This is a genomic window from Rhizobium sp. BT04 (assembly GCF_030053135.1).
Classification (GTDB): Bacteria; Pseudomonadota; Alphaproteobacteria; order Rhizobiales; family Rhizobiaceae; genus Rhizobium; species Rhizobium binxianense.
Window position 1 is genome coordinate 770181 of record NZ_CP125652.1, and the last position, 19339, is coordinate 789519.

Below are 19339 nucleotides of genomic sequence, written 5' to 3' on the forward strand. Positions count from 1 at the left end.
GAGTCTCGATGTTCAAGAAAATCCTGATCGCGAATCGCGGCGAAATCGCCTGCCGCGTGATCAAGACTGCGCGCCGCATGGGCATTCGAACCGTTGCGGTCTATTCGGATGCGGATCGGGACGCGCTGCATGTCGAGATGGCCGACGAGGCCGTGCATATCGGCCCGGCCGCGGCGTCGGAGAGTTATCTGGTGGCCGAAAAGATCATCGCCGCCTGCAAGGCGACGGGTGCGGAGTCGGTTCATCCCGGCTACGGCTTCCTGTCTGAACGCGCCGCCTTCTGCGCTGAACTGGAAAAGCAGGGCATCGTCTTCATCGGCCCCAAGCCGAAGGCCATCATGGCAATGGGCGACAAAATCGAATCGAAGAAATTCGCCAATGCCGCCGGCGTCTCCACCGTGCCCGGCCATCTCGGCATCATCGAGGATGCCGCCAATGCGGAAGCGATCGCAGGTGGCATCGGTTATCCCGTCATGATCAAGGCATCGGCCGGCGGCGGCGGCAAGGGTATGCGCATTGCCTGGAACGAGGCCGAGGTGCGCGACGGCTTCGAGCGCGCCCGCTCGGAGGCGAAAAGCTCGTTCGGCGACGAACGCGTCTTCATCGAGAAATACGTTGTCGAGCCGCGCCATATCGAGATCCAGGTGCTGGCCGATGCGCATGGCAATGTCGTCTATCTCGGCGAGCGCGAATGCTCGATCCAGCGGCGGAACCAGAAGGTGGCGGAAGAGGCGCCCTCGCCCTTCCTCGATGAATCCACCCGCAAAGCGATGGGCGAACAATCGGTGGCGCTGGCGAAAGCCGTCGACTACCAGAGCGCCGGCACCGTCGAATTCATCGTCGACCGCGACCGCAATTTCTATTTCCTCGAAATGAATACCCGCCTGCAGGTCGAACATCCCGTGACCGAACTCGTCACCGGTCTCGATCTCGTCGAGCAGATGATCCGGGTGGCAGCGGGAGAGCCCCTTCCCTTTGCTCAGAAGGACATCAGGCTCGACGGCTGGGCGATCGAGAGTCGGCTTTATGCCGAAGATCCCTACCGCAACTTCCTGCCCTCGATCGGCCGCCTGACGCGCTACCGCCCGCCGGCCGAAGGCCGGACCGGCAATGTCGTCATCCGCAACGATACCGGCGTCTTCGAGGGCGCCGAGATCTCGATGTATTACGATCCGATGATCGCCAAGCTCTGCACCTGGGCGCCGACGCGGCTGGAGGCGATCGAGGCCATGGGCAAGGCGCTCGACGGCTTCGTCGTTGACGGCATCGAACACAATGTTCCCTTCCTGTCGGCGTTGATGAAACATCCGCGCTGGCGCGAGGGCCGGCTTTCCACAGGCTTCATCGCCGAGGAATATCCCGATGGTTTTGCGCCGATGAAACCGGAGCAGGCGGAGGAGGCCGTGCTTGCCGCCATCGCCCTCTCCGCATCGCTGATCGAGGCGAACCGCCGCGAACGTTTCGCCGATCGTCTGCGCGCCGCATCGGGCGCGCTGCGCGAGGACTGGGTGGTCAAGATTGGCGACAACCACGTCGCTGCAAGGTTGCTCGACGGCCTTGTCACCATCCCCTTCGATATGGACATGTCGATAGAGGGCGAGAGCCAGAATATTGTCACCGATTGGAGACCTGGCGAACCTGTCTGGAGCGGCAAGGTCGGCGGTCGCGATATCACCGCACAGATTCGCCCCGTTCTGAACGGGTTGCGTATCGACTGGCAGGGGCTCTCTGTCATCGCCAAGGTGTTTTCGCCGCGTCATGCCGAACTCGACAGGCTGATGCCGGTGAAGCTGCCGCCGGATACCTCCAAGCTCCTACTCTGCCCGATGCCCGGCCTCGTCGTCGCTATCGCGGTTGCCGAGGGCCAGGAGGTCAAGGCCGGCGAGACGCTGGCGATCGTCGAGGCGATGAAGATGGAAAACGTCTTGCGCGCCGACCGCGATCTCGTCGTTTCGAAGATCAACGCCGCGGCCGGCGAAAGCCTGGCCGTCGACGCCGTGATCATGGAATTCGCCTGAGAGGAAAAGACCGGCGGCCGGCCGTTTTCACTTGAGCCGAGTTCGCCGACCATGCCAAGCTCAGCCCGATAAATCAGCTGGGAACCGATAAAATCAGCAGGGAGACAGGAAGATGGACGTTCGCGCCGCCGTTGCCGTTCAGGCAGGCAAACCGCTTGAGGTGATGACTGTGCAGCTGGAGGGACCGAAGGCCGGCGAAGTGCTGGTCGAGGTCAAGGCGACGGGCATCTGCCACACCGACGATTTCACCCTGTCGGGCGCCGATCCGGAAGGCCTGTTTCCGGCCATCCTCGGCCATGAGGGCGCCGGCATCGTCGTCGATGTCGGCCCCGGCGTCACCTCGGTGAAGAAGGGCGACCACGTCATTCCGCTTTACACGCCGGAATGCCGCGAATGCTATTCCTGCCTTTCCCGCAAGACCAACCTCTGCACCTCGATTCGCGCGACCCAGGGCCAGGGGCTGATGCCGGATGGTACGAGCCGCTTCTCGATCGGCAAGGACAAGATCCACCATTATATGGGCTGCTCGACCTTTTCGAACTTCACCGTGCTGCCGGAGATCGCCCTTGCCAAGGTCAATCCGGACGCCCCCTTCGACAAGATCTGCTACATCGGCTGCGGCGTCACCACAGGCATCGGCGCGGTCATCAACACCGCCAAGGTCGAGATCGGTTCGACGGCGATCGTCTTCGGTCTCGGCGGCATCGGCCTCAACGTGCTGCAGGGGCTGCGCCTTGCCGGTGCCGACATGATCATCGGCGTCGACATCAACAATGACCGCAAGGCCTGGGGCGAAAAGTTCGGCATGACCCATTTCGTCAATCCGAAGGAGGTCGGCGACGACATCGTGCCCTATCTCGTCAACCTGACCAAGCGCAACGGCGACCTGATCGGCGGCGCCGACTACACCTTCGACTGCACCGGCAACACCAAGGTGATGCGCCAGGCGCTGGAGGCCAGCCATCGCGGCTGGGGCAAATCCATCATCATCGGTGTTGCCGGCGCCGGCCAGGAGATCTCCACCCGCCCGTTCCAGCTGGTCACCGGCCGCAACTGGATGGGCACGGCCTTCGGTGGCGCCCGCGGCCGCACCGACGTTCCGAAGATCGTCGACTGGTACATGCAGGGCAAGATCCAGATCGACCCGATGATCACCCACACCATGCCGCTCGAGGACATCAACAAGGGCTTCGAGCTGATGCACAAGGGCAAGAGCATCCGCGGCGTGGTGGTCTACTGATGGCTGCAGCCAACTACAGGGTCGATCTCAGGAGGCTCGACGAGCTCCCCGCGCGGGAGCTCTACGACCTGATGAGAATGCGCGTCGATGTTTTTGTCGTCGAGCAGAACTGCCCGTATCCGGAACTCGACGGCAAGGATATCGATGCTCTGCATTTGCGGCTGCTGGAGGGCGCTGAGCTCCTGGGCGCAGCGCGAATCCTGAAACCGTATGAGCCGCGGGATCCGTCAAAGATCGGCCGCGTCGTCGTCTCGCCTGCCCACCGCGGCAAGCGGCTGGGCGATGCATTGATGCGCGAAGCGATCACCGCCTGTGAGCGGCTTTATCCGGCAAGTCCGATCGCCTTGTCGGCGCAAGCCCATCTGCGCCGTTTCTACGAATCCTTCGGCTTTGTCGGGATATCGCAGGAATATCTGGAAGACGGCATTCCCCATATCGATATGATCAGACAGCCGGCCATTCAGCCGGCATGAGGATTTCGCCATGATCTATGTCGACGCCGACGCTTGCCCGGTGAAGCCGGAAATCTTGAAGGTTGCCGAACGCCACGGCCTCGAAGTCACCTTCGTCGCCAATTCCGGCCTGCGCCCCTCGCGCGATCCGATGATCCACAACGTCATCGTATCCAACGCTTTCGACGCCGCCGACAACTGGATCGCCGAGCGCGCCGGCGCCGGCGATGTCGTCGTCACCGCCGATGTACCGCTCGCCGTGCGCTGCGTCGCGACCGGCGCCTTCGTCAGCGGCCCCACGGGACGCGTCTTCGACGAGACGAATATCGGTATGGCGAGCGCCATGCGCGATCTCGGCGCGCATTTGCGCGAAACCGGCGAGAGCAAGGGCTACAACGCCGCCTTCAGCCCGAAAGACCGCTCACGCTTCCTCGAAACCTTCGACCGCCTCTGCCGCCGCACCAAGAACCTTGCCGCGGAAGCCGGCGGGCAAGGCTGATCCCGTACCTTGAACCTGCAAAACCGGTGCGCAAGAAACGGGTGGTATGGCGGCCGTGCCGATTCCTACCTTGAAGTCAGCCGTCGCCTCGCGCATATAGGCGCTATCGCAGACGACTGCGGCATCCCAAGGATGCAACCGTCGCGGGGACGGCCTCGCTCTTGAACAAGGAGAGTCGCATGGCCTGGTTTCTGCTTTTTCTCGCCGGTCTTTTCGAATGCGGTTGGGCGATCGGCCTTAAATACACCGAGGGTTTCACGCGACCGCTGCCGACGACGCTGACTGTCATATCCATGGTGGTCAGCATCGTGCTGCTCGGCCTCGCGGTGAAGCATCTGCCGATCGGCACTGCCTACGCGGTCTGGACCGGCATCGGCACGGTGGGCACCGTGCTCCTCGGCATCTGGCTGCTGGGCGATGAGGCAAGTGTCTCCCGCCTTGCCTGCATCATGCTGATCGTCGGCGGTATCGCCGGTCTCAAGCTCACCGCCTGATATGAGGCTGAGGGGCGTCGCCGACGCCCCTCAGTTTATCGTTCAGGCTGACTTGCGGTTATCGACGGCAAAAGCGCCGGGACCGGAGAAGAACAGGTAGAGGAAGACGAAGCAGAACAGGATCGCGGCGTCGCCCTGGTTGACGGCCGGGAAGAAGCTGTTCGGGGCATGCGCCATGAAATAGGCGACGGCCATTTCGCCGGCGAGCAGGAAGGCGACAGGGCGCGTCAGCAGGCCAACGAGAATGAGGATGCCGCCAATAAGCTCGAGAAGGGCGGCAAACAGTATCAGCGGCGGCAGCGGGCCGGCCATCTGCGCAGCCGGGAAAGCGAACAGCTTCATCGTGCCGTGTTCGATAAAGAGCAGCGCGGTGATGATTCTGAGAGCGGCCAGCCCATAGGGGCGATAGGCAGAAAGACGCTCGAAACTTGACATTAAACCTCTCCATTTAAAACAATACGGCCGAGCGTTAGCCTGTCATCGACACGGATTGAACACACGGATTGCTGACAGCCGTTCACTTTTTCGACAGCAGGTAAACACGTGAGCTGGCGGTTTTATTCGCCCGCAAATGTCAGAGCGGGATGTTGTCGTGTTTCTTCCAGGGATTGGCGAGATCCTTATTGCGCAGCATCTTCAATCCGCGGGCCAGCCGCCGGCGGGTCGAATGCGGCATGATCACCTCGTCGACATAACCGCGCTCGGCGGCGACGAAGGGTGAAAGGAACCGGTCCTCGTACATTTTCGTATGCGCGGCGATCTTTTCCGGATCGGCAATATCCTTGCGGAAGATGATCTCGACCGCACCCTTGGCGCCCATCACGGCGATCTGCGCTGTCGGCCAGGCATAGTTGAGGTCGCCGCGCAGATGTTTCGACGCCATCACGTCATAGGCGCCGCCGAAGGCCTTGCGGGTGATGACGGTGAGTTTCGGCACCGTCGCCTCGGCATAGGCAAAGAGCAGCTTGGCGCCATGCTTGATCAGGCCGCCATATTCCTGCGCCGTGCCCGGCAGGAAGCCGGGGACGTCGACGAAGGTGACGATCGGAATGTTGAAGCAGTCGCAGAAGCGCACGAAGCGCGCCGCCTTGCGCGACGCGTCGCTGTCGAGCACCCCGGCCAGCACCATCGGCTGGTTGGCGACAAAACCGACGGTCGAGCCTTCGACGCGGCCGAAGCCGCAGACGATATTTCCGGCAAAACTTTGCTGGATCTCGAAGAAATCCCCCTCGTCCGCCACCTTCCGGATCAACTCCTTGATGTCGTATGGCTTGTTGGCGCTGGCCGGCACCAGCGTATCGAGCGACATATCGACATCTGTCACCGACTGATAACACTCGATCTCGGGCAGCGGCGCGGTATTCGAAAGCGGCAGGAAATCGATCAGCCGGCGCACCTGCAGCAAGGTTTCGACATCATTCTCGTAGGCACCGTCGGCAATCGACGAGCGCACCGTGTGGACCACGGCACCGCCGAGTTCCTCTGCCGTCACCGTCTCGTTGGTCACGGTTTTCACCACGTCGGGGCCGGTGACGAACATGTAGGAGGTGTCGCGCACCATGAAGATGAAATCGGTCATGGCCGGCGAATAGACGTCGCCGCCGGCGCAGGGACCCATGATCACCGAGATCTGCGGAATGACGCCGGAGGCAAGCACATTGCGCTGGAATACCTCGGCGTAACCGCCGAGCGCCGCCACACCCTCCTGGATGCGGGCGCCGCCGGCATCATAGATACCGATAACAGGCGCGCGATTCTTCAGCGCCATGTCCTGCACCTTCATGATCTTCTCGGCATGCGCTTCCGACAGCGAGCCGCCGAAGACGGTGAAGTCCTTGGCAAAGACGAACACCGTGCGGCCGTTGACGGTGCCCCACCCGGTGACGACCCCGTCCCCGGCAATACGGCTCTTGTCCATCCCGAAATCGGTGGAGCGATGTTCGACGAACATGTCGAACTCCTCGAAGGAGCCTTCGTCGAGGAAGAGGTCGATGCGCTCACGTGCCGTCAGCTTGCCGCGCTTGTGCTGGGCGTCGATGCGTGCTTCACCGCCGCCGAGGCGGGCTACGTCGCGGCGCCGTTCCAGTTCTTCGAGAATTTCCTTCATACGATCTCCTCACCGCAGCAGGCGGCAATCCGGCAGTAAATGCTAGAGCAATTCCGGGACAAGTGCGAAGCGGTTTTCCCGGAATTGCGTAAAAACAACAGGATAGAGCGGTTCTGCGCTTCCGTTAAAAGCTGAATCGCTCTATCGCCCGCGCCCGCTGAGTGAGAAAACCGAGCGGATCCTTGCTGCGACGTCCTCGGCCAAGATCTCGTCGGCAAGCTTGGGGTCGGCGGCGATGCTGGTCACGTCGAAGGCGCTGACGGCGATGACCGAGCCGTCCTCGACGGAGGCGGCGTCGATGCTGATCTTCGCGACATTGCGGTCCTTCTGAAAGCCGAGGCCTTTCTCGATGGACACCACGCGGATCGTCAGCACCACCCGCGGCAGCACAGTATCGCGCACGGTGACGTTGATCGCAGCGTTGACGCGGTCGTTGATGCCGGCAAGCAGCTCGGCCGGCATGTTCGGGCCGGAGACAACGACGGCGCTGCGCACGTCGTACATCGGGGCCTCCGGCTTCGTGGCCGAGAGGCTGGCGCAGGCCGTGAGCGCGACACAAAAGAGTGCGGCCCGGCAAAAACACGACCTCAGCCAATTCATTGCAAAATCCCGCACCACCCCGTTGGAGTCGCAGATTTCGTCATAATGTCCGAGAAGGCAATATGTTTCAGGCGCTTAGGGCGAAAAAAACCTCCGTCGCCGCCTTGAACTCGGCAAAGCGCTTGGCGCGGCGCTCCTCGGCTTCCTCGTCGCTGCCCCAATGCTCGATCGTCCAGTCCTCGTCGAGATGAGCAAGCGACCAGACCTCCTCCCTCGGCACCCGGCCGCAGGCAAAGGCGAGCGCCAGGATCGCCGAACCTGTGAGCGTGGTAACCGTGTGGAGTGCGGCAAGCGCCATCGGGCTATCAAATCTGGCGAGCGTGACGGCGAAGGCGGCAGTCGCTTCGCGCGGCTGCTCTTGCGGCATCACGCCTTCGATGAGGATGAAGCGGGCGCCGAGATCGTTGGCCGCCCAGTCGACCACTGGATCCCAACGCCCGGCCTGGCGCTCGACCAGCGGTTCCGGCCCATCGGCGCGGTAGCAGATGAGATCGCTGGAGGAAAAGCGCAGGATATCCTCGAAGATCGCCTGCGCATTGGCGGTCACGCCGTCGAGTGCCGTGTTGACGAGCCGCGTCACCGGCATCGTCACGGGATTGATCTCTTCGCCCTGCGCCTGCCATTCGGCGGCGACAAGCCGAGCCAGCGCCTCCGTGGGAACCGCCAGAACCTGCCGAGCCGGCGTGCGCACCATCTTGCCGTCGAGCGTGATCGCAAAACCGTCCTCGTGCTCGGCAACCGAGACGTCGTTATAGAAACGCTTCGGCAGCGGCTTCTTCATCTGGATCTGCGCGCGGCGGATGGGATCGGGATGACTCAGGCCTTCGGAAAGGTCGTTCAGCAGATCGCGCATGGGTTCACCTCAGGAAAAATGACGCAATATCTCGTTGGGATGGTAAGCGATCGCATCGGCGCCGTTGGCGATCAGCTCATCCACGCTGGCATAGCCCCAGGCAACGCCGATCGCCTTGGCGCCGGCAGCCTTTGCCATCTGCATATCGTAAATCGCATCGCCGATGACAATGGCATCAGTGGCATTGATGCCGGTTTCGTCACAGCATTCCGTCACCATGGCCGGATGCGGCTTGGAAGGGCAATCGTCTGCGGTGCGCGCAACGATGAAATATGGGTCGAAGCCGTGCGTCTCCATCACGAGGTTCAGCCCGCGCCTGGATTTGCCTGTCACTGCGCCGATCAGCAGATCCTCGCGCCCGCTGATTGCGTCGATCATCTCGCGAATGCCGGGAAACAGCGGCTCCCTGTAGTCGAGATCCCTGCGCACGACCGAGAACAGCGATTTGTAATGCGCCGTCATATCGATATCTTCCGGCTCGACATGCGGCTTGCCCTGCATGCGGGCGATCGCGATATCGAGGGACAGGCCGATAATGGACTTGGTGTCCTCAAATCGCGGTTCCGGCTTGCCGAATTTCTCGAAGGTCCTACGCATGGTTTCGTGGATCAGGCCGGCGCTATCGACCAGCGTGCCGTCGCAATCGAAAAGCGCGAGTTTCATTCGCTGTCCCTTTCAGCGCCGGCAAGGTCGAGGCCGAGCAGATTCCAGGTCTGCACCATATGGGCCGGCAGCGGCGCACTGACGCGCAGCCGCCCGCCGGAGGGGTGCGGGATGTCGATGTGGCGCGCGTGCAGATGCAGCTTCTTCTGGACGCCGCCCGGAAAATCCCAATTCGGATCATCGTCGAAATATTTCGGGTCACCGATGATCGGATGGCCAATATGCAGGGCATGGACGCGCAATTGGTGGGTGCGGCCGGTATAGGGCTCCATCTCCAGCCATGCGAGGTTCTGTGCCGCCGTCTCCAGCACGCGGTAGAACGAAATCGCATGGTCGGCGCCGTCCTCGCCGTGTTTGGCGATGCGCATCCGGTCGCCATCGGCAGTCGGTTCCTTGACGAGCCAGGTCGAGATCTTGTCCTCGTGCTTGCGCGGCACGCCCTTGACCAGCGCCCAGTAGGTCTTCTTGGTGTCGCGCTCGCGAAAGGCCGCCGTCAGCTTCTGTGCGGCGCCGCGGGTGCGGGCGATGACGAGAACACCTGAGGTGTCGCGGTCGAGGCGATGCACGAGCCGCGGCTTTTCGCCCTTCGGGCTGGTCCAGGCTTCGAGCATCTGGTCGATATGCCGGGCGACACCGGAGCCGCCCTGCACCGCAATACCGGGCGGCTTGTTGAGCACGATGACCTTATCGTCCTCATGCAGCACCATGCGCGACAACAGTTCGAAATCGGACGAATGCTTGAGATCTCTACCGGCGATCGGTCCGGATTTGACCTTGGCATCGACATCCAGCGGCGGCACCCGCACCGTTTGGCCGGGCTGCACGCGCGCATCCGATTTGACCCGTCCGCCGTCGACACGCACCTGGCCGGAGCGCAACAGCTTCTGCAGCGGACCGAAACCGAGCCCGGGAAAATGCACCTTGAACCAGCGATCGAGCCGCATGCCGGCTTCGTCGGGTTCAACCTTGATATGTTCTATGCCAGCCATAAAAAATCTTTCGGAAATTGCAGCGCGGGCCTAGCCGGCGTTCTTGCCGCAGCCTTTAGAGCATTTTCACGCAAAACGGAAACCGGAAAAGAAATCAGGCCAACGCGCGCATGATAGCGAGGCCTGCGATGACGGCCGCCATCGAAAGTCCGACGCTCGCAGCGATATAAATGCCGCCGGCGACAGCCTCGCCGCGTTCGAACAGCGAGATCGCATCCAGCGAGAAGGCCGAAAAAGTGGTGAAGCCACCGAGCAAGCCGGTGATCAGCAACAGGCGCAGTTCCGCCGAGGCATTGAATTTCCGCGCGATCAGCTCGGCGAAGACGCCGATGACGAAGCAGCCGACGACATTGACGGCGAGCGTGCCCCAGGGAAAGGCCGGGCCGAAGAGCCGCAGCGACCACTGGCCGACATAATATCTGAGAACGGAACCGATAGCGCCGCCGACAGCGACGAGAAGAGCCTGGATCATCAGCCGGATTTATCGCAACTCCGCGGAGATTCCAATCGTGACGGAATGAATTCTTACCATCCGGTAAAATGCCGATGATTTTGTTATGATGGCGCCAAGATCATGCCGATACGGTGACGGCATGACCCAGCTCCTGTCCGTATCGGCCAACACCGCTGCCATTGCCTTCGAATCGCTGAGAATCCCTCAGCGTGTGGCAACGAGCACCGTTGCGCGTGATGCACGGCGCATTGCCGACCGGCAATTGAAGGCCGAAAACCCCGATCAAGCCGATGAGCCCTCCAGCATCATCCAGTCGACGGAGGTGGCGCTCGACCTGATGGCCAAGGGCAACCGCCAGCCGCAGGCCGGCCTGAAGCAGGCGCTGCGATCCTACGAAGATTTCTGACCACCGCCGTCCACACAAAAAGCCCGCGACTGAAATCACAGTCGCGGGCTTCTCTGTCTCAACAGCCGCTGCCCTACTTGCCCTGGGCCGACAACACCTGCAGCACCAGATCGACCTTACCGGACTTTTCGAAGGTCAGCGTCACCGGAACCGTATCGCCCTGCTTGAACGGCGTCTTCACCTTCTGGAACATCAGATGCAGGTTGCCGGGCTCGAGCTTGACCGTCTCGCCGGCGGCAATCGCGATGCCGTCCTTCAGCTGGCGCATCCGCATGACATTGTCCTTGGTCTCCATCGCGTGGATCTGAACCTCGCCTGATGCGGGCGAGGTCACCGACACCAGCCTATCGTCCGTCTGACCATTGTTCTTCACCGTGAAGAAGCCGCCGCCGACCGGCTGGCCGGGCAGCATCGCCTTGGCGAAACCGCCGGAGATTTCGAGATCGCCGGCCTTGACCGTTTCACCGGCCGGAGCGGCACCGCCCGCCATGCCGGTCATGTCCATGCCGGTTTTACCGGTCATGTCCATCCCGGCCATGTCGTCATGATCGTGGCCATGGCCTTCGCCGGCGACGACCTTCAAGAGCGGCGCCGGGCTTTTCAGGCCATGCGCGTCGCCGCCCTCCTTCGCCAGCTGATCCCAGGCTTGGACGGTATCGCCGCACATCTGCGTCACCGGAAAGGCGAGCAAAGTGCCGGCCTCAACACCCGAAACTTTCCCCTGGATGACGAAGGTGTCGTAAAAATCGTCGGAGAGATTGCCGTTCTTCCAGCGGATCTCGACCGCACCTGTCTTCACCTTGTCGCCGTGATTATCATAGGTCCTCAGGTAATCGCCCTTGATCACCTCGAGCTCCCAGCCGGCCTTCGGCTGCGGCTTGGCGAAGACGAAACCTTCCGGCAGCTTGACCCGCACCTCGGTGGTCGCCTTGCCGTCGCAGCCATGCGGCAGCTGCAATGTGGCGAGAATGGTGCTGTCCTGCGTCGCCTGCTTGTCGAGGAAGGTCACATGTGCCTCGGCGCCGGCAAAGGCGGTCGCGGAAATAAGGACGGCAAGCCCGAATGTCTTGCCAAATGTCTTCATAGTCTTCATCGGATATCTCCTCGCCGGCCGCGGACTTCTCTCGGGCGGACCGGCATGCTGCGTCATGGGTTACGGAGGCAGATCAGGCGAGGACAGGAGGCGCACGGGAATTCGGCCGGATGACCGCACTTGCGTCGGCAACGGCTGAGGTTTCGATCGGCGAATTGATGAGCGAGCCGAGCTTGCGTTCGAGCCAGGAGCCCGCATCCGGCGTCGGCAGAATAACCGAGGCCGACAGTCGGCAGGCTTCGCAATTCGGCTTGAAAGCGACGGTCTTGCCGTCTGTGTCCTTCACCGTGACGCAGAGCGAGGCGAAGCTGCCGTCCGGCAGCAGATAGGCGGCGGCATCGTAGCCTTCGGAAGCAACGGCCAGCGGCGCCTGGTGGGCAAGACCGAGCAAAGCCAGGCTCAATGCGCAAAGCATGCGCAGAAAGAGCGTCGCTTTCAATTCGGTCCGCCGCATGAGATCCCCTTCAACAGCAGCCGCGATAGCCGGTTTCCCCAAGGAATGCAAAAGCAGATTTGCCGCAGTTTAAGGCCTGATTGGAATAAGACGACAAAAATTTGCTCGGTGACGACATTTGGCGCTTGCCAACTGCCGCAACCGCCGGATAATTGCGCCAACCTTGTTGGGAGAATCCGGTGCTTTCGCCACCGGTGCCGAAGGAGCAACCGCCCCGGAAACTCTCAGGCAAAAGGACCAGCAAGGGGCAGACGGAACTCTGGAGAGAAGCGTTTACGAAACGCTCGCCGAAGGGATAACAATCTCAGGCATCAAGGACAGAGGGGGCTCAGGAGAGAAGTGCGCAGCCGCGCCTTCAGATTTGAGCCCGCGCCTTCCTGAAGAAGGCGCAAACCCCGGAGGCGTCTTTTGGACGATACTGCTGCCCCGAAGAAAACCCCGCTGCATGGCCTGCATCTCCAGCTCGGCGCCCGCATGGTGCCGTTCGCGGGTTACGACATGCCGGTGCAATATCCCGCCGGCGTGATGAAGGAACATCTTCATACCCGCACCGAGGCCGGCCTGTTCGATGTCTCCCATATGGGCCAGGTCATCGTGAAGGCGAAGTCGGGCAGCTACGAGGATGCAGCCCTCGCGCTCGAAAGCCTGGTGCCCGTCGACATATTAGGCCTTGCCGAAGGCCGCCAGCGCTACGGCTTCTTCACCGACGACAGCGGCTGCATTCTCGACGACCTGATGATCTCCCATCTCGACAATCATCTTTTCGTCGTCGTCAACGCGTCCTGCAAGGAAGCCGATCTCGCCCATCTGCAGGCCCATATCGGCGACCAATGCGACATTACCCTCTTGAACCGCGCTTTGATCGCGCTGCAGGGACCGCGTGCCGTCGAGGTGCTCGCCGAACTCTGGGCCGACGTCGCGGCAATGAAATTCATGGATGTGCGCCACTGCCGCCTGCACGACGTTTCTTGTCTTGTCTCGCGCTCCGGCTATAGCGGCGAGGACGGCTTCGAAATCTCGGTTCCATCGGACAAGGCTGTTGATGTCACCATGCGGTTGCTCGAGCATCCCGATGTTCAGGCGATCGGCCTCGGCGCCCGCGATTCGCTGCGCCTCGAAGCCGGTCTCTGCCTCTACGGCAATGATATCGACACCACCACCTCGCCGGTCGAGGCGGCGCTGGAATGGGCGATGCAGAAGGCAAGGCGCGGCGGTGGTGCACGCGCCGGCGGCTTCCCCGGCTCCGGCCGCATCCTTTCCGAACTCGAAAACGGCGCCGCCCGCCGCCGCGTCGGCCTGAAGCCGGAGGGCAAAGCGCCGGTGCGCGGCCATGCCAAGCTCTATGCCGATGCCGAGGGCAAGGTCGAGATCGGCGAAGTCACCTCGGGCGGCTTCGGCCCGAGCGTCGAAGGCCCCGTCGCCATGGGCTACGTGCCGGTCTCCCATGCTGCGGCCGGCACCCTCGTCTACGCCGAGGTGCGCGGCAAATATCTGCCGATCACCGTCAGCGCCCTGCCCTTCGTTACCCCGACCTACAAACGCTAAATCTTTCCAGAGAGGACGAACAATGCTGAAATTCACTGAAGAACACGAATGGCTGCAGATCGAAGGCGGCGTTGCGACGGTCGGCATCACCAATTATGCCGTCGATCAGCTCGGCGACCTGGTTTTCGTCGAACTGCCGGAAGTCGGCGCGACCTTCTCCAAGAACGGCAATGCCGCCACCGTTGAATCCGTCAAGGCTGCTTCCGACGTCTATTGTCCGCTTGATGGCGAGATCACCGAGGTCAATGCGGCCATCGTTGCCGATCCGTCGCTGGTCAATTCCGATCCTCAGGGCGCCGGCTGGTTCTTCAAGCTGAAGCTTGCCAATGCCGCCGACGCCGATGGCCTGCTCGACGAGGCGGCCTACAAGGAGCTCACTGCGTAATGACGACGCCGACAGAATTCCAGTTCACCGACTACCAGCCCTACGATTTCGCCAATCGCCGCCATATCGGCCCCTCGCCGGCTGAAATGACCGAGATGCTGAAGGTGATCGGCTATAACAGCCTCGACAGGCTGATCGACGCCACGCTGCCGCCCTCGATCCGCCAGAAGGCACCGCTTGTCTGGGGCGCGCCGATGACCGAGCGCGAGGCGCTCGATAAGCTGCGCGACACCGCCAACAAGAACAAGGTGCTGGTGTCGCTGATCGGCCAAGGTTACTACGGCACGATCACACCGCCGGTCATCCAGCGCAACATCCTGGAGAACCCCGCCTGGTACACGGCCTATACGCCCTATCAGCCGGAGATCAGCCAGGGTCGCCTGGAAGCGCTGTTGAACTACCAGACGATGATCTCAGACCTCACCGGCCTCGACGTCGCCAATGCCTCACTGCTCGACGAGGCGACTGCTGCCGCCGAAGGCATGGCGATGGCCGAGCGCGTCTCCAAGTCGAAGGCCAAGGCCTTCTTCGTCGATGCCGACTGCCACCCGCAGACCATCGCCCTCATCCGCACCCGCGCCGAGCCGCTCGGCTGGAGCGTCATCGTCGGCAATCCTTTCACCGATCTCGATCCCGTCGATGTCTTCGGCGCGATCTTCCAATATCCCGGCACGCATGGCCACGTGCATGATTTCACCGGCCTGATCGCCCGCCTGCACCAGGCCGGCGCCGTCGCCGTCGTTGCCGCCGATATCCTGGCGCTGACGCTGCTGAAATCGCCCGGTGAGATGGGTGCCGATATCGCCATCGGCTCCTCGCAGCGCTTCGGCGTCCCGGTCGGCTATGGCGGCCCGCATGCGGCCTATATGGCTGTGAAAGACGCCATCAAGCGTTCCATGCCCGGCCGCCTTGTCGGCGTTTCCGTCGATGCCCGCGGCAACCGCGCCTATCGCCTGTCGCTGCAGACCCGCGAGCAGCATATCCGCCGCGAGAAGGCGACCTCGAACATCTGCACCGCCCAGGTGCTGCTCGCCGTCATGGCCTCGATGTATGCCGTCTTCCACGGCCCGAAAGGTATCAAGGCGATTGCCCAGCAGGTGCACCAGAAGGCCGTGCTGATGGCCAAGGGCCTGGAAAAGCTCGGCTATAAGGTCGAGCCGGACAGTTTCTTCGACACGATCACCGTCGACGTCGGCCACATGCAGGGGCTCATCCTGCGCGCCGCCGTCGCCGAAGGCGTCAATCTGCGCAAGGTCGGGGAAACCAGGATCGGCATGAGCCTCGATGAGCGCACGCGGCCCGCGACGCTCGAAGCCGTCTGGCGCGCCTTCGGCGGCAATTTTACCATTGCCGATTTCGAGCCTTCCTACCGCTTGCCGAAGGGCCTGCTCCGCACCAGCGATTACCTCACCCATCCGATCTTTCACATGAACCGCGCCGAAAGCGAGATGACGCGTTACATCCGCCGGCTCTCCGACCGCGATCTGGCGCTCGACCGCTCGATGATCCCGCTCGGCTCCTGCACGATGAAGCTGAATGCGACGGCGGAGATGCTGCCGATCACCTGGCCGGAATTTTCCGACATCCATCCCTTCGTGCCATCAGACCAGGCGCTCGGCTACCGCGAGATGATCGACGATCTGATCGAGAAGCTCTGCGCCGTCACCGGCTACGATGCCTTCTCGATGCAGCCGAATTCCGGTGCGCAGGGCGAATATGCCGGCCTGTTGACGATCCGCAACTATCACATCGCCAACGGCGAGGGCCATCGCGACGTCTGCCTGATCCCAACCTCTGCGCATGGTACCAACCCGGCCTCGGCCCAGATGGTCGGCATGAAGGTGGTGGTCGTCAAGGTGCGTGAAAACGGCGATATCGATCTCGACGATTTCCGCGCCAAGGCTGAGGAGCATGCGGCAAACCTCTCCTGCTGCATGATCACCTACCCCTCGACGCACGGCGTGTTCGAGGAAACCGTCAAGGAAATCTGTGATCTCGTGCATGCCAACGGCGGCCAGGTCTATCTCGACGGCGCCAACATGAATGCCATGGTCGGCCTGTCCCGCCCCGGTGACATCGGCTCCGACGTCAGCCACCTGAACCTCCACAAGACCTTCTGCATCCCGCATGGCGGCGGCGGTCCCGGCATGGGCCCGATCGGGGTCAAGGCGCACCTGGCGGCGCACCTGCCTGGCCATCCCGAGACCGACGGCCGTTCCGGGGCGGTTTCGGCAGCAGCCTTCGGCTCGGCCTCGATCCTGCCGATCTCCTGGAGCTATTGTCTGATGATGGGCGGCGAAGGACTGACGCAGGCAACCAAGGTGGCGATCCTCAACGCCAACTATATCGCCACCCGGCTGAAGGGCGCCTATGACGTGCTCTACAAGTCGAAGACCGGCCGCGTCGCGCATGAATGCATCATCGACACCCGCCCGTTGGTCGACAGCGCAGGCGTCACCGTCGACGACGTCGCCAAGCGGCTGATCGACTGCGGCTTCCACGCGCCGACGATGAGTTGGCCGGTTGCCGGCACGCTGATGATCGAGCCGACGGAAAGCGAGACCAAGGCCGAACTCGACCGTTTCTGCGAGGCGATGCTGGCGATCCGCGAGGAAGCCCGCGCCATCGAAGACGGCCGCATGGACAAGGCCAACAACCCGCTGAAGAACGCCCCGCATACGGTGGAAGACCTCGTCGGCGAATGGGATCGCCCCTATAGCCGAGAACAGGCCTGCTTCCCGCCCGGCGCCTTCCGCGTCGACAAATACTGGTCGCCTGTTAATCGCGTCGACAACGTCTACGGCGACCGCAACCTGATCTGCACCTGCCCGCCGGTCGAGGCCTACGCTGAGGCCGCCGAGTAGCCCTCAAGCCTGAAGCTGTAGCGAAAGGCTGGACAATCCAAGCCCCTTCCGTCATGGGAGGGGCTTTCCCAATTCTGATAGAAATGTGCGAAAGAAGGTCACCTCATGCCCCAGGATCAAAGCGAAGCAAGAATGCAGGCGCCCTGGTCGAAGCCTGTGCTCATCGCTTTCGAAGAGCCAGGCCAATACGTGACCATCGATAACACCCAGGCCGCCTCCTGGGCGATGATCGAGGATTGGCCGACGGAAGATGGCGCCGCACTCGACCAGGCGCTACTGATCTGCGCCGACGTCATCAAGGGCAAGCGCACCGGCGAGGATGCACGCAAGGCATTCATCGCCGCCGCAGTCGAAGCGGACCTCGACATAAAGGCTTGAACGGCGGCGATCGATAAAGAGCCGCTGCAATGGATGATGAACACGCGACGCCCGTGTGGCTCAACCAGGTTCGATGCCTCGACAGGGGGGCACCGGTTTCCCGGTCCCCTGCTCTCTTTCAGCATCAAAGTGTGCGGGCTTATGGCCTAGAAGCGCTCGCCGACCATATCCTCGCTTTTGGCCCACAATGCTCTCGCGGTCTCGGGATCGAGCGCGTAGCTGCGCACGCCTTCGGAAATCGGGCTGACCTCCGCATCCGTCACTTCGGAGATATGGCAATCCTCGCAATATCTGCCGCCGACCGCGTCTACCGGGGCGACGAAACTTGCCCAGACGGAGGTAGCCGCACCCTGAGGGATCGTCTTCCGCTGGAAGGGCGGCTTGCCGTCGGCGGCGAGTGTCGCGTTGATCTGCGCCATTATGCCTTCGATCATGCCCGGGTCGAGATGACGGCCAAGCTCGGTCTGGATGCCGCCGGGATGCAGTGCCGTCGCACGGATGCCGCGCTCCTGGAGGCGCCGGTCGAGTTCCACCGCGAACAGGATATTTGCGGTTTTCGACTGGGCATAGGCCGCCCAGGGCTCATAGGCCTTGCTCTCGAAATTGAGGTCTTCGAGGCTGAAAGGCGCCATGCGATGGCCCGAGGATGCGACGATCACCACACGGCCGCCGGATTTGACGAGCGGTACGATGCGGTTGACCAGCACGAAATGACCAAGATGGTTGGTGCCGAACTGCGTTTCGAAACCATCGGCGGTGCGCCCGAAGGGAGCAGCCATCACGCCGGCATTGGCAATGACGACATCTAAGGGGCGGCCATCCGCGATGAGCGCATCGGCGCAGGTGCGCACGCTTGCCAGAGAGGCAAGATCGAGCGCGACGATATCGAGGCTGCCACCATTGGCCGCATCGGCGCGCACGACTTCCGTTGCCGCTCTCGCCTTTGCAAGATCACGGGCCGTACCCACCACCTGCGCTCCGTGGGCTGCCAGCACACGCGCGGTTTCTACGCCGAGGCCGGCCGAAACACCCGTCACCAGCACGCGCTTGCCCTTGAGATCGACGCCGGCGAGCACCTCGTCGGTGGTCGATGTCGCGCCAAAAACTCCACTCATGATTATCTCCTTGATCATGGACGCACCGCTCCGGACTGGTGAACCATTGCCCACCGGCCTCAAATGGAATAAAAGGAGGATGCCTCCAGATAAATACGGAGGGTTCCTCCGTTTATCAAGGGGACTTCTCGTTAATGGCCGAAAAAAGTGACGGGTCCACCGTCCGAAAGCCGCGTGCGGATGCCGAACGCAACCGCCTTCTATTGATGGAAACGGCAAAGACCGTCTTTGCCGACAAGGGTTCCAGCGCCAGCCTGGAGGAAATCGCCCGCATCGCCGGCGTCGGCATCGGCACGCTTTATCGCCATTTCCCGACGCGCGACGCACTGGTTTCCGCCATCTACCGCAACGAGACGACGCAACTGGCCGCTACCGCCAAAAGCCTCGCCGAGACACATCCGCCTGTCGAAGCGCTTCGCCTGTGGCTGGTGCAGTTCGTCGATTATGTCGTGACGAAACGCGGCATGTCCGAGGTGCTGGACTCTTTGGTCGGCGGCACCTCCGAGCTCTATGCCGATTCTGCCGATTTGATCATAGGTGCCGTCAATCTGCTGGTGGATCGCGCGGTCGCCGCCGGCGAAATCCGTCTGGCCATGGACCCGCTCGATATCCTGCGCGCGCTGGCGGGCGGCGCAAGCATCAGCTGCGGCCCCGCTTGGCGGGATGCGGCAAGGCAACTCATCGATATTCTGATTGCGGGCATGCGAGCCGGTCGCTGAGGCTGTGGCGA

The 19339-nt window shown here is 62.3% G+C and carries 21 protein-coding genes and 2 riboswitches; of the genes, 11 read left to right on the forward strand and 10 right to left on the reverse strand.

From position 1 onward, the window contains the following. The first annotated feature begins 8 nt into the window (after positions 1-8). The 5 genes from QMO82_RS12335 (at position 9) to sugE (ending at position 4703) form a co-directional block, all read left to right on the forward strand. Positions 9-2018, forward strand: a complete 2010-nt coding sequence (locus tag QMO82_RS12335) for an acetyl/propionyl/methylcrotonyl-CoA carboxylase subunit alpha (protein WP_183607241.1) — start codon at positions 9-11, stop codon at positions 2016-2018. A 112-nt stretch (positions 2019-2130) separates the two neighbouring features. Then, positions 2131-3258, forward strand: a complete 1128-nt coding sequence (locus QMO82_RS12340) for an S-(hydroxymethyl)glutathione dehydrogenase/class III alcohol dehydrogenase (RefSeq protein ID WP_183607240.1) — start codon at positions 2131-2133, stop codon at positions 3256-3258. After that, complete coding sequence (locus tag QMO82_RS12345; protein WP_183607239.1) at positions 3258-3731, forward strand: GNAT family N-acetyltransferase; 474 nt, start codon at positions 3258-3260, stop codon at positions 3729-3731. The genes QMO82_RS12340 and QMO82_RS12345 overlap by 1 nt, the downstream gene beginning before the upstream one ends. A 10-nt stretch (positions 3732-3741) precedes the next feature. After that, positions 3742-4209: a YaiI/YqxD family protein gene (locus QMO82_RS12350; protein WP_183607238.1), complete on the forward strand. Its 468-nt coding sequence runs from the start codon at positions 3742-3744 to the stop codon at positions 4207-4209. 179 nt (positions 4210-4388) lie between these two features. Beyond that, positions 4389-4703 (forward strand): quaternary ammonium compound efflux SMR transporter SugE, encoded by a 315-nt coding sequence (sugE, locus tag QMO82_RS12355; RefSeq protein WP_097619638.1) that lies wholly within the window; start codon positions 4389-4391, stop codon positions 4701-4703. A 42-nt stretch (positions 4704-4745) separates the two neighbouring features. Here sugE and QMO82_RS12360 read toward each other — a convergent pair whose 3' ends face one another. From QMO82_RS12360 to crcB, 7 genes are all read right to left on the reverse strand, one after another. Beyond that, on the reverse strand, positions 4746-5138 hold the full coding sequence (locus QMO82_RS12360) for a DoxX family protein (RefSeq protein WP_183607237.1): 393 nt from the start codon (positions 5136-5138) through the stop codon (positions 4746-4748). A gap of 139 nt (positions 5139-5277) precedes the next feature. Further along, the gene (locus QMO82_RS12365; RefSeq protein WP_183607236.1) at positions 5278-6810 is read right to left on the reverse strand and encodes an acyl-CoA carboxylase subunit beta; all 1533 of its coding nucleotides are present in this window, start codon (positions 6808-6810) and stop codon (positions 5278-5280) included. Positions 6811-6951: 141 nt separating this feature from the next. After that, positions 6952-7410 carry a hypothetical protein gene (locus QMO82_RS12370; protein ID WP_183607235.1) on the reverse strand — a complete coding sequence of 153 codons (459 nt, stop codon included), beginning with the start codon at positions 7408-7410 and terminating at the stop codon, positions 6952-6954. A 67-nt stretch (positions 7411-7477) separates the two neighbouring features. After that, the gene (locus QMO82_RS12375) at positions 7478-8263 is read right to left on the reverse strand and encodes an ATP12 family chaperone protein (RefSeq protein ID WP_183607234.1); all 786 of its coding nucleotides are present in this window, start codon (positions 8261-8263) and stop codon (positions 7478-7480) included. 9 nt (positions 8264-8272) lie between these two features. Then, positions 8273-8926 (reverse strand): HAD-IA family hydrolase, encoded by a 654-nt coding sequence (locus QMO82_RS12380; protein ID WP_183607233.1) that lies wholly within the window; start codon positions 8924-8926, stop codon positions 8273-8275. Continuing rightward, the gene (locus QMO82_RS12385) at positions 8923-9915 is read right to left on the reverse strand and encodes an RluA family pseudouridine synthase (protein ID WP_183607232.1); all 993 of its coding nucleotides are present in this window, start codon (positions 9913-9915) and stop codon (positions 8923-8925) included. The genes QMO82_RS12380 and QMO82_RS12385 overlap by 4 nt, the downstream gene beginning before the upstream one ends. Positions 9916-10009: 94 nt before the next feature. Continuing rightward, positions 10010-10387: a fluoride efflux transporter CrcB gene (gene crcB, locus QMO82_RS12390; protein ID WP_183607231.1), complete on the reverse strand. Its 378-nt coding sequence runs from the start codon at positions 10385-10387 to the stop codon at positions 10010-10012. A gap of 121 nt (positions 10388-10508) precedes the next feature. On the opposite strand from crcB, the gene QMO82_RS12395 reads away from it, so the two are divergent. Next, positions 10509-10775 carry a hypothetical protein gene (locus QMO82_RS12395; protein ID WP_183607230.1) on the forward strand — a complete coding sequence of 89 codons (267 nt, stop codon included), beginning with the start codon at positions 10509-10511 and terminating at the stop codon, positions 10773-10775. Between the two features lie 73 nt (positions 10776-10848). On the opposite strand, the gene QMO82_RS12400 is transcribed toward QMO82_RS12395, so the two are convergent. Then, the gene (locus tag QMO82_RS12400) at positions 10849-11868 is read right to left on the reverse strand and encodes a copper chaperone PCu(A)C (protein WP_183607229.1); all 1020 of its coding nucleotides are present in this window, start codon (positions 11866-11868) and stop codon (positions 10849-10851) included. A 73-nt stretch (positions 11869-11941) separates the two neighbouring features. Further along, positions 11942-12322 carry a hypothetical protein gene (locus QMO82_RS12405; protein ID WP_183607228.1) on the reverse strand — a complete coding sequence of 127 codons (381 nt, stop codon included), beginning with the start codon at positions 12320-12322 and terminating at the stop codon, positions 11942-11944. Between the two features lie 157 nt (positions 12323-12479). After that, positions 12480-12568, forward strand: a riboswitch (glycine riboswitch). 3 nt (positions 12569-12571) lie between these two features. Further along, positions 12572-12653, forward strand: a riboswitch (glycine riboswitch). Positions 12654-12730: 77 nt separating this feature from the next. Between QMO82_RS12405 and gcvT the strand changes: the two genes are divergently transcribed. The 4 genes from gcvT (at position 12731) to QMO82_RS12425 (ending at position 17494) form a co-directional block, all read left to right on the forward strand. Then, the gene (gene gcvT, locus QMO82_RS12410) at positions 12731-13867 is read left to right on the forward strand and encodes a glycine cleavage system aminomethyltransferase GcvT (RefSeq protein WP_183607227.1); all 1137 of its coding nucleotides are present in this window, start codon (positions 12731-12733) and stop codon (positions 13865-13867) included. A 22-nt stretch (positions 13868-13889) separates the two neighbouring features. Then, positions 13890-14252 (forward strand): glycine cleavage system protein GcvH, encoded by a 363-nt coding sequence (gene gcvH / locus QMO82_RS12415; RefSeq protein WP_183607226.1) that lies wholly within the window; start codon positions 13890-13892, stop codon positions 14250-14252. After that, positions 14252-17116 (forward strand): aminomethyl-transferring glycine dehydrogenase, encoded by a 2865-nt coding sequence (gcvP, locus tag QMO82_RS12420; RefSeq protein ID WP_183607225.1) that lies wholly within the window; start codon positions 14252-14254, stop codon positions 17114-17116. The genes gcvH and gcvP overlap by 1 nt, the downstream gene beginning before the upstream one ends. A 132-nt stretch (positions 17117-17248) precedes the next feature. Beyond that, entirely contained in the window at positions 17249-17494 is a 246-nt protein-coding gene (locus tag QMO82_RS12425) for a DUF982 domain-containing protein (RefSeq protein WP_183607696.1), read from the forward strand. A 146-nt stretch (positions 17495-17640) separates the two neighbouring features. On the opposite strand, the gene QMO82_RS12430 is transcribed toward QMO82_RS12425, so the two are convergent. Further along, positions 17641-18609, reverse strand: a complete 969-nt coding sequence (locus QMO82_RS12430) for an SDR family NAD(P)-dependent oxidoreductase (RefSeq protein WP_183607224.1) — start codon at positions 18607-18609, stop codon at positions 17641-17643. A gap of 134 nt (positions 18610-18743) precedes the next feature. Between QMO82_RS12430 and QMO82_RS12435 the strand changes: the two genes are divergently transcribed. Then, entirely contained in the window at positions 18744-19328 is a 585-nt protein-coding gene (locus QMO82_RS12435) for a TetR/AcrR family transcriptional regulator (RefSeq protein ID WP_183607223.1), read from the forward strand. The last annotated feature ends 11 nt before the right edge of the window (positions 19329-19339 follow it).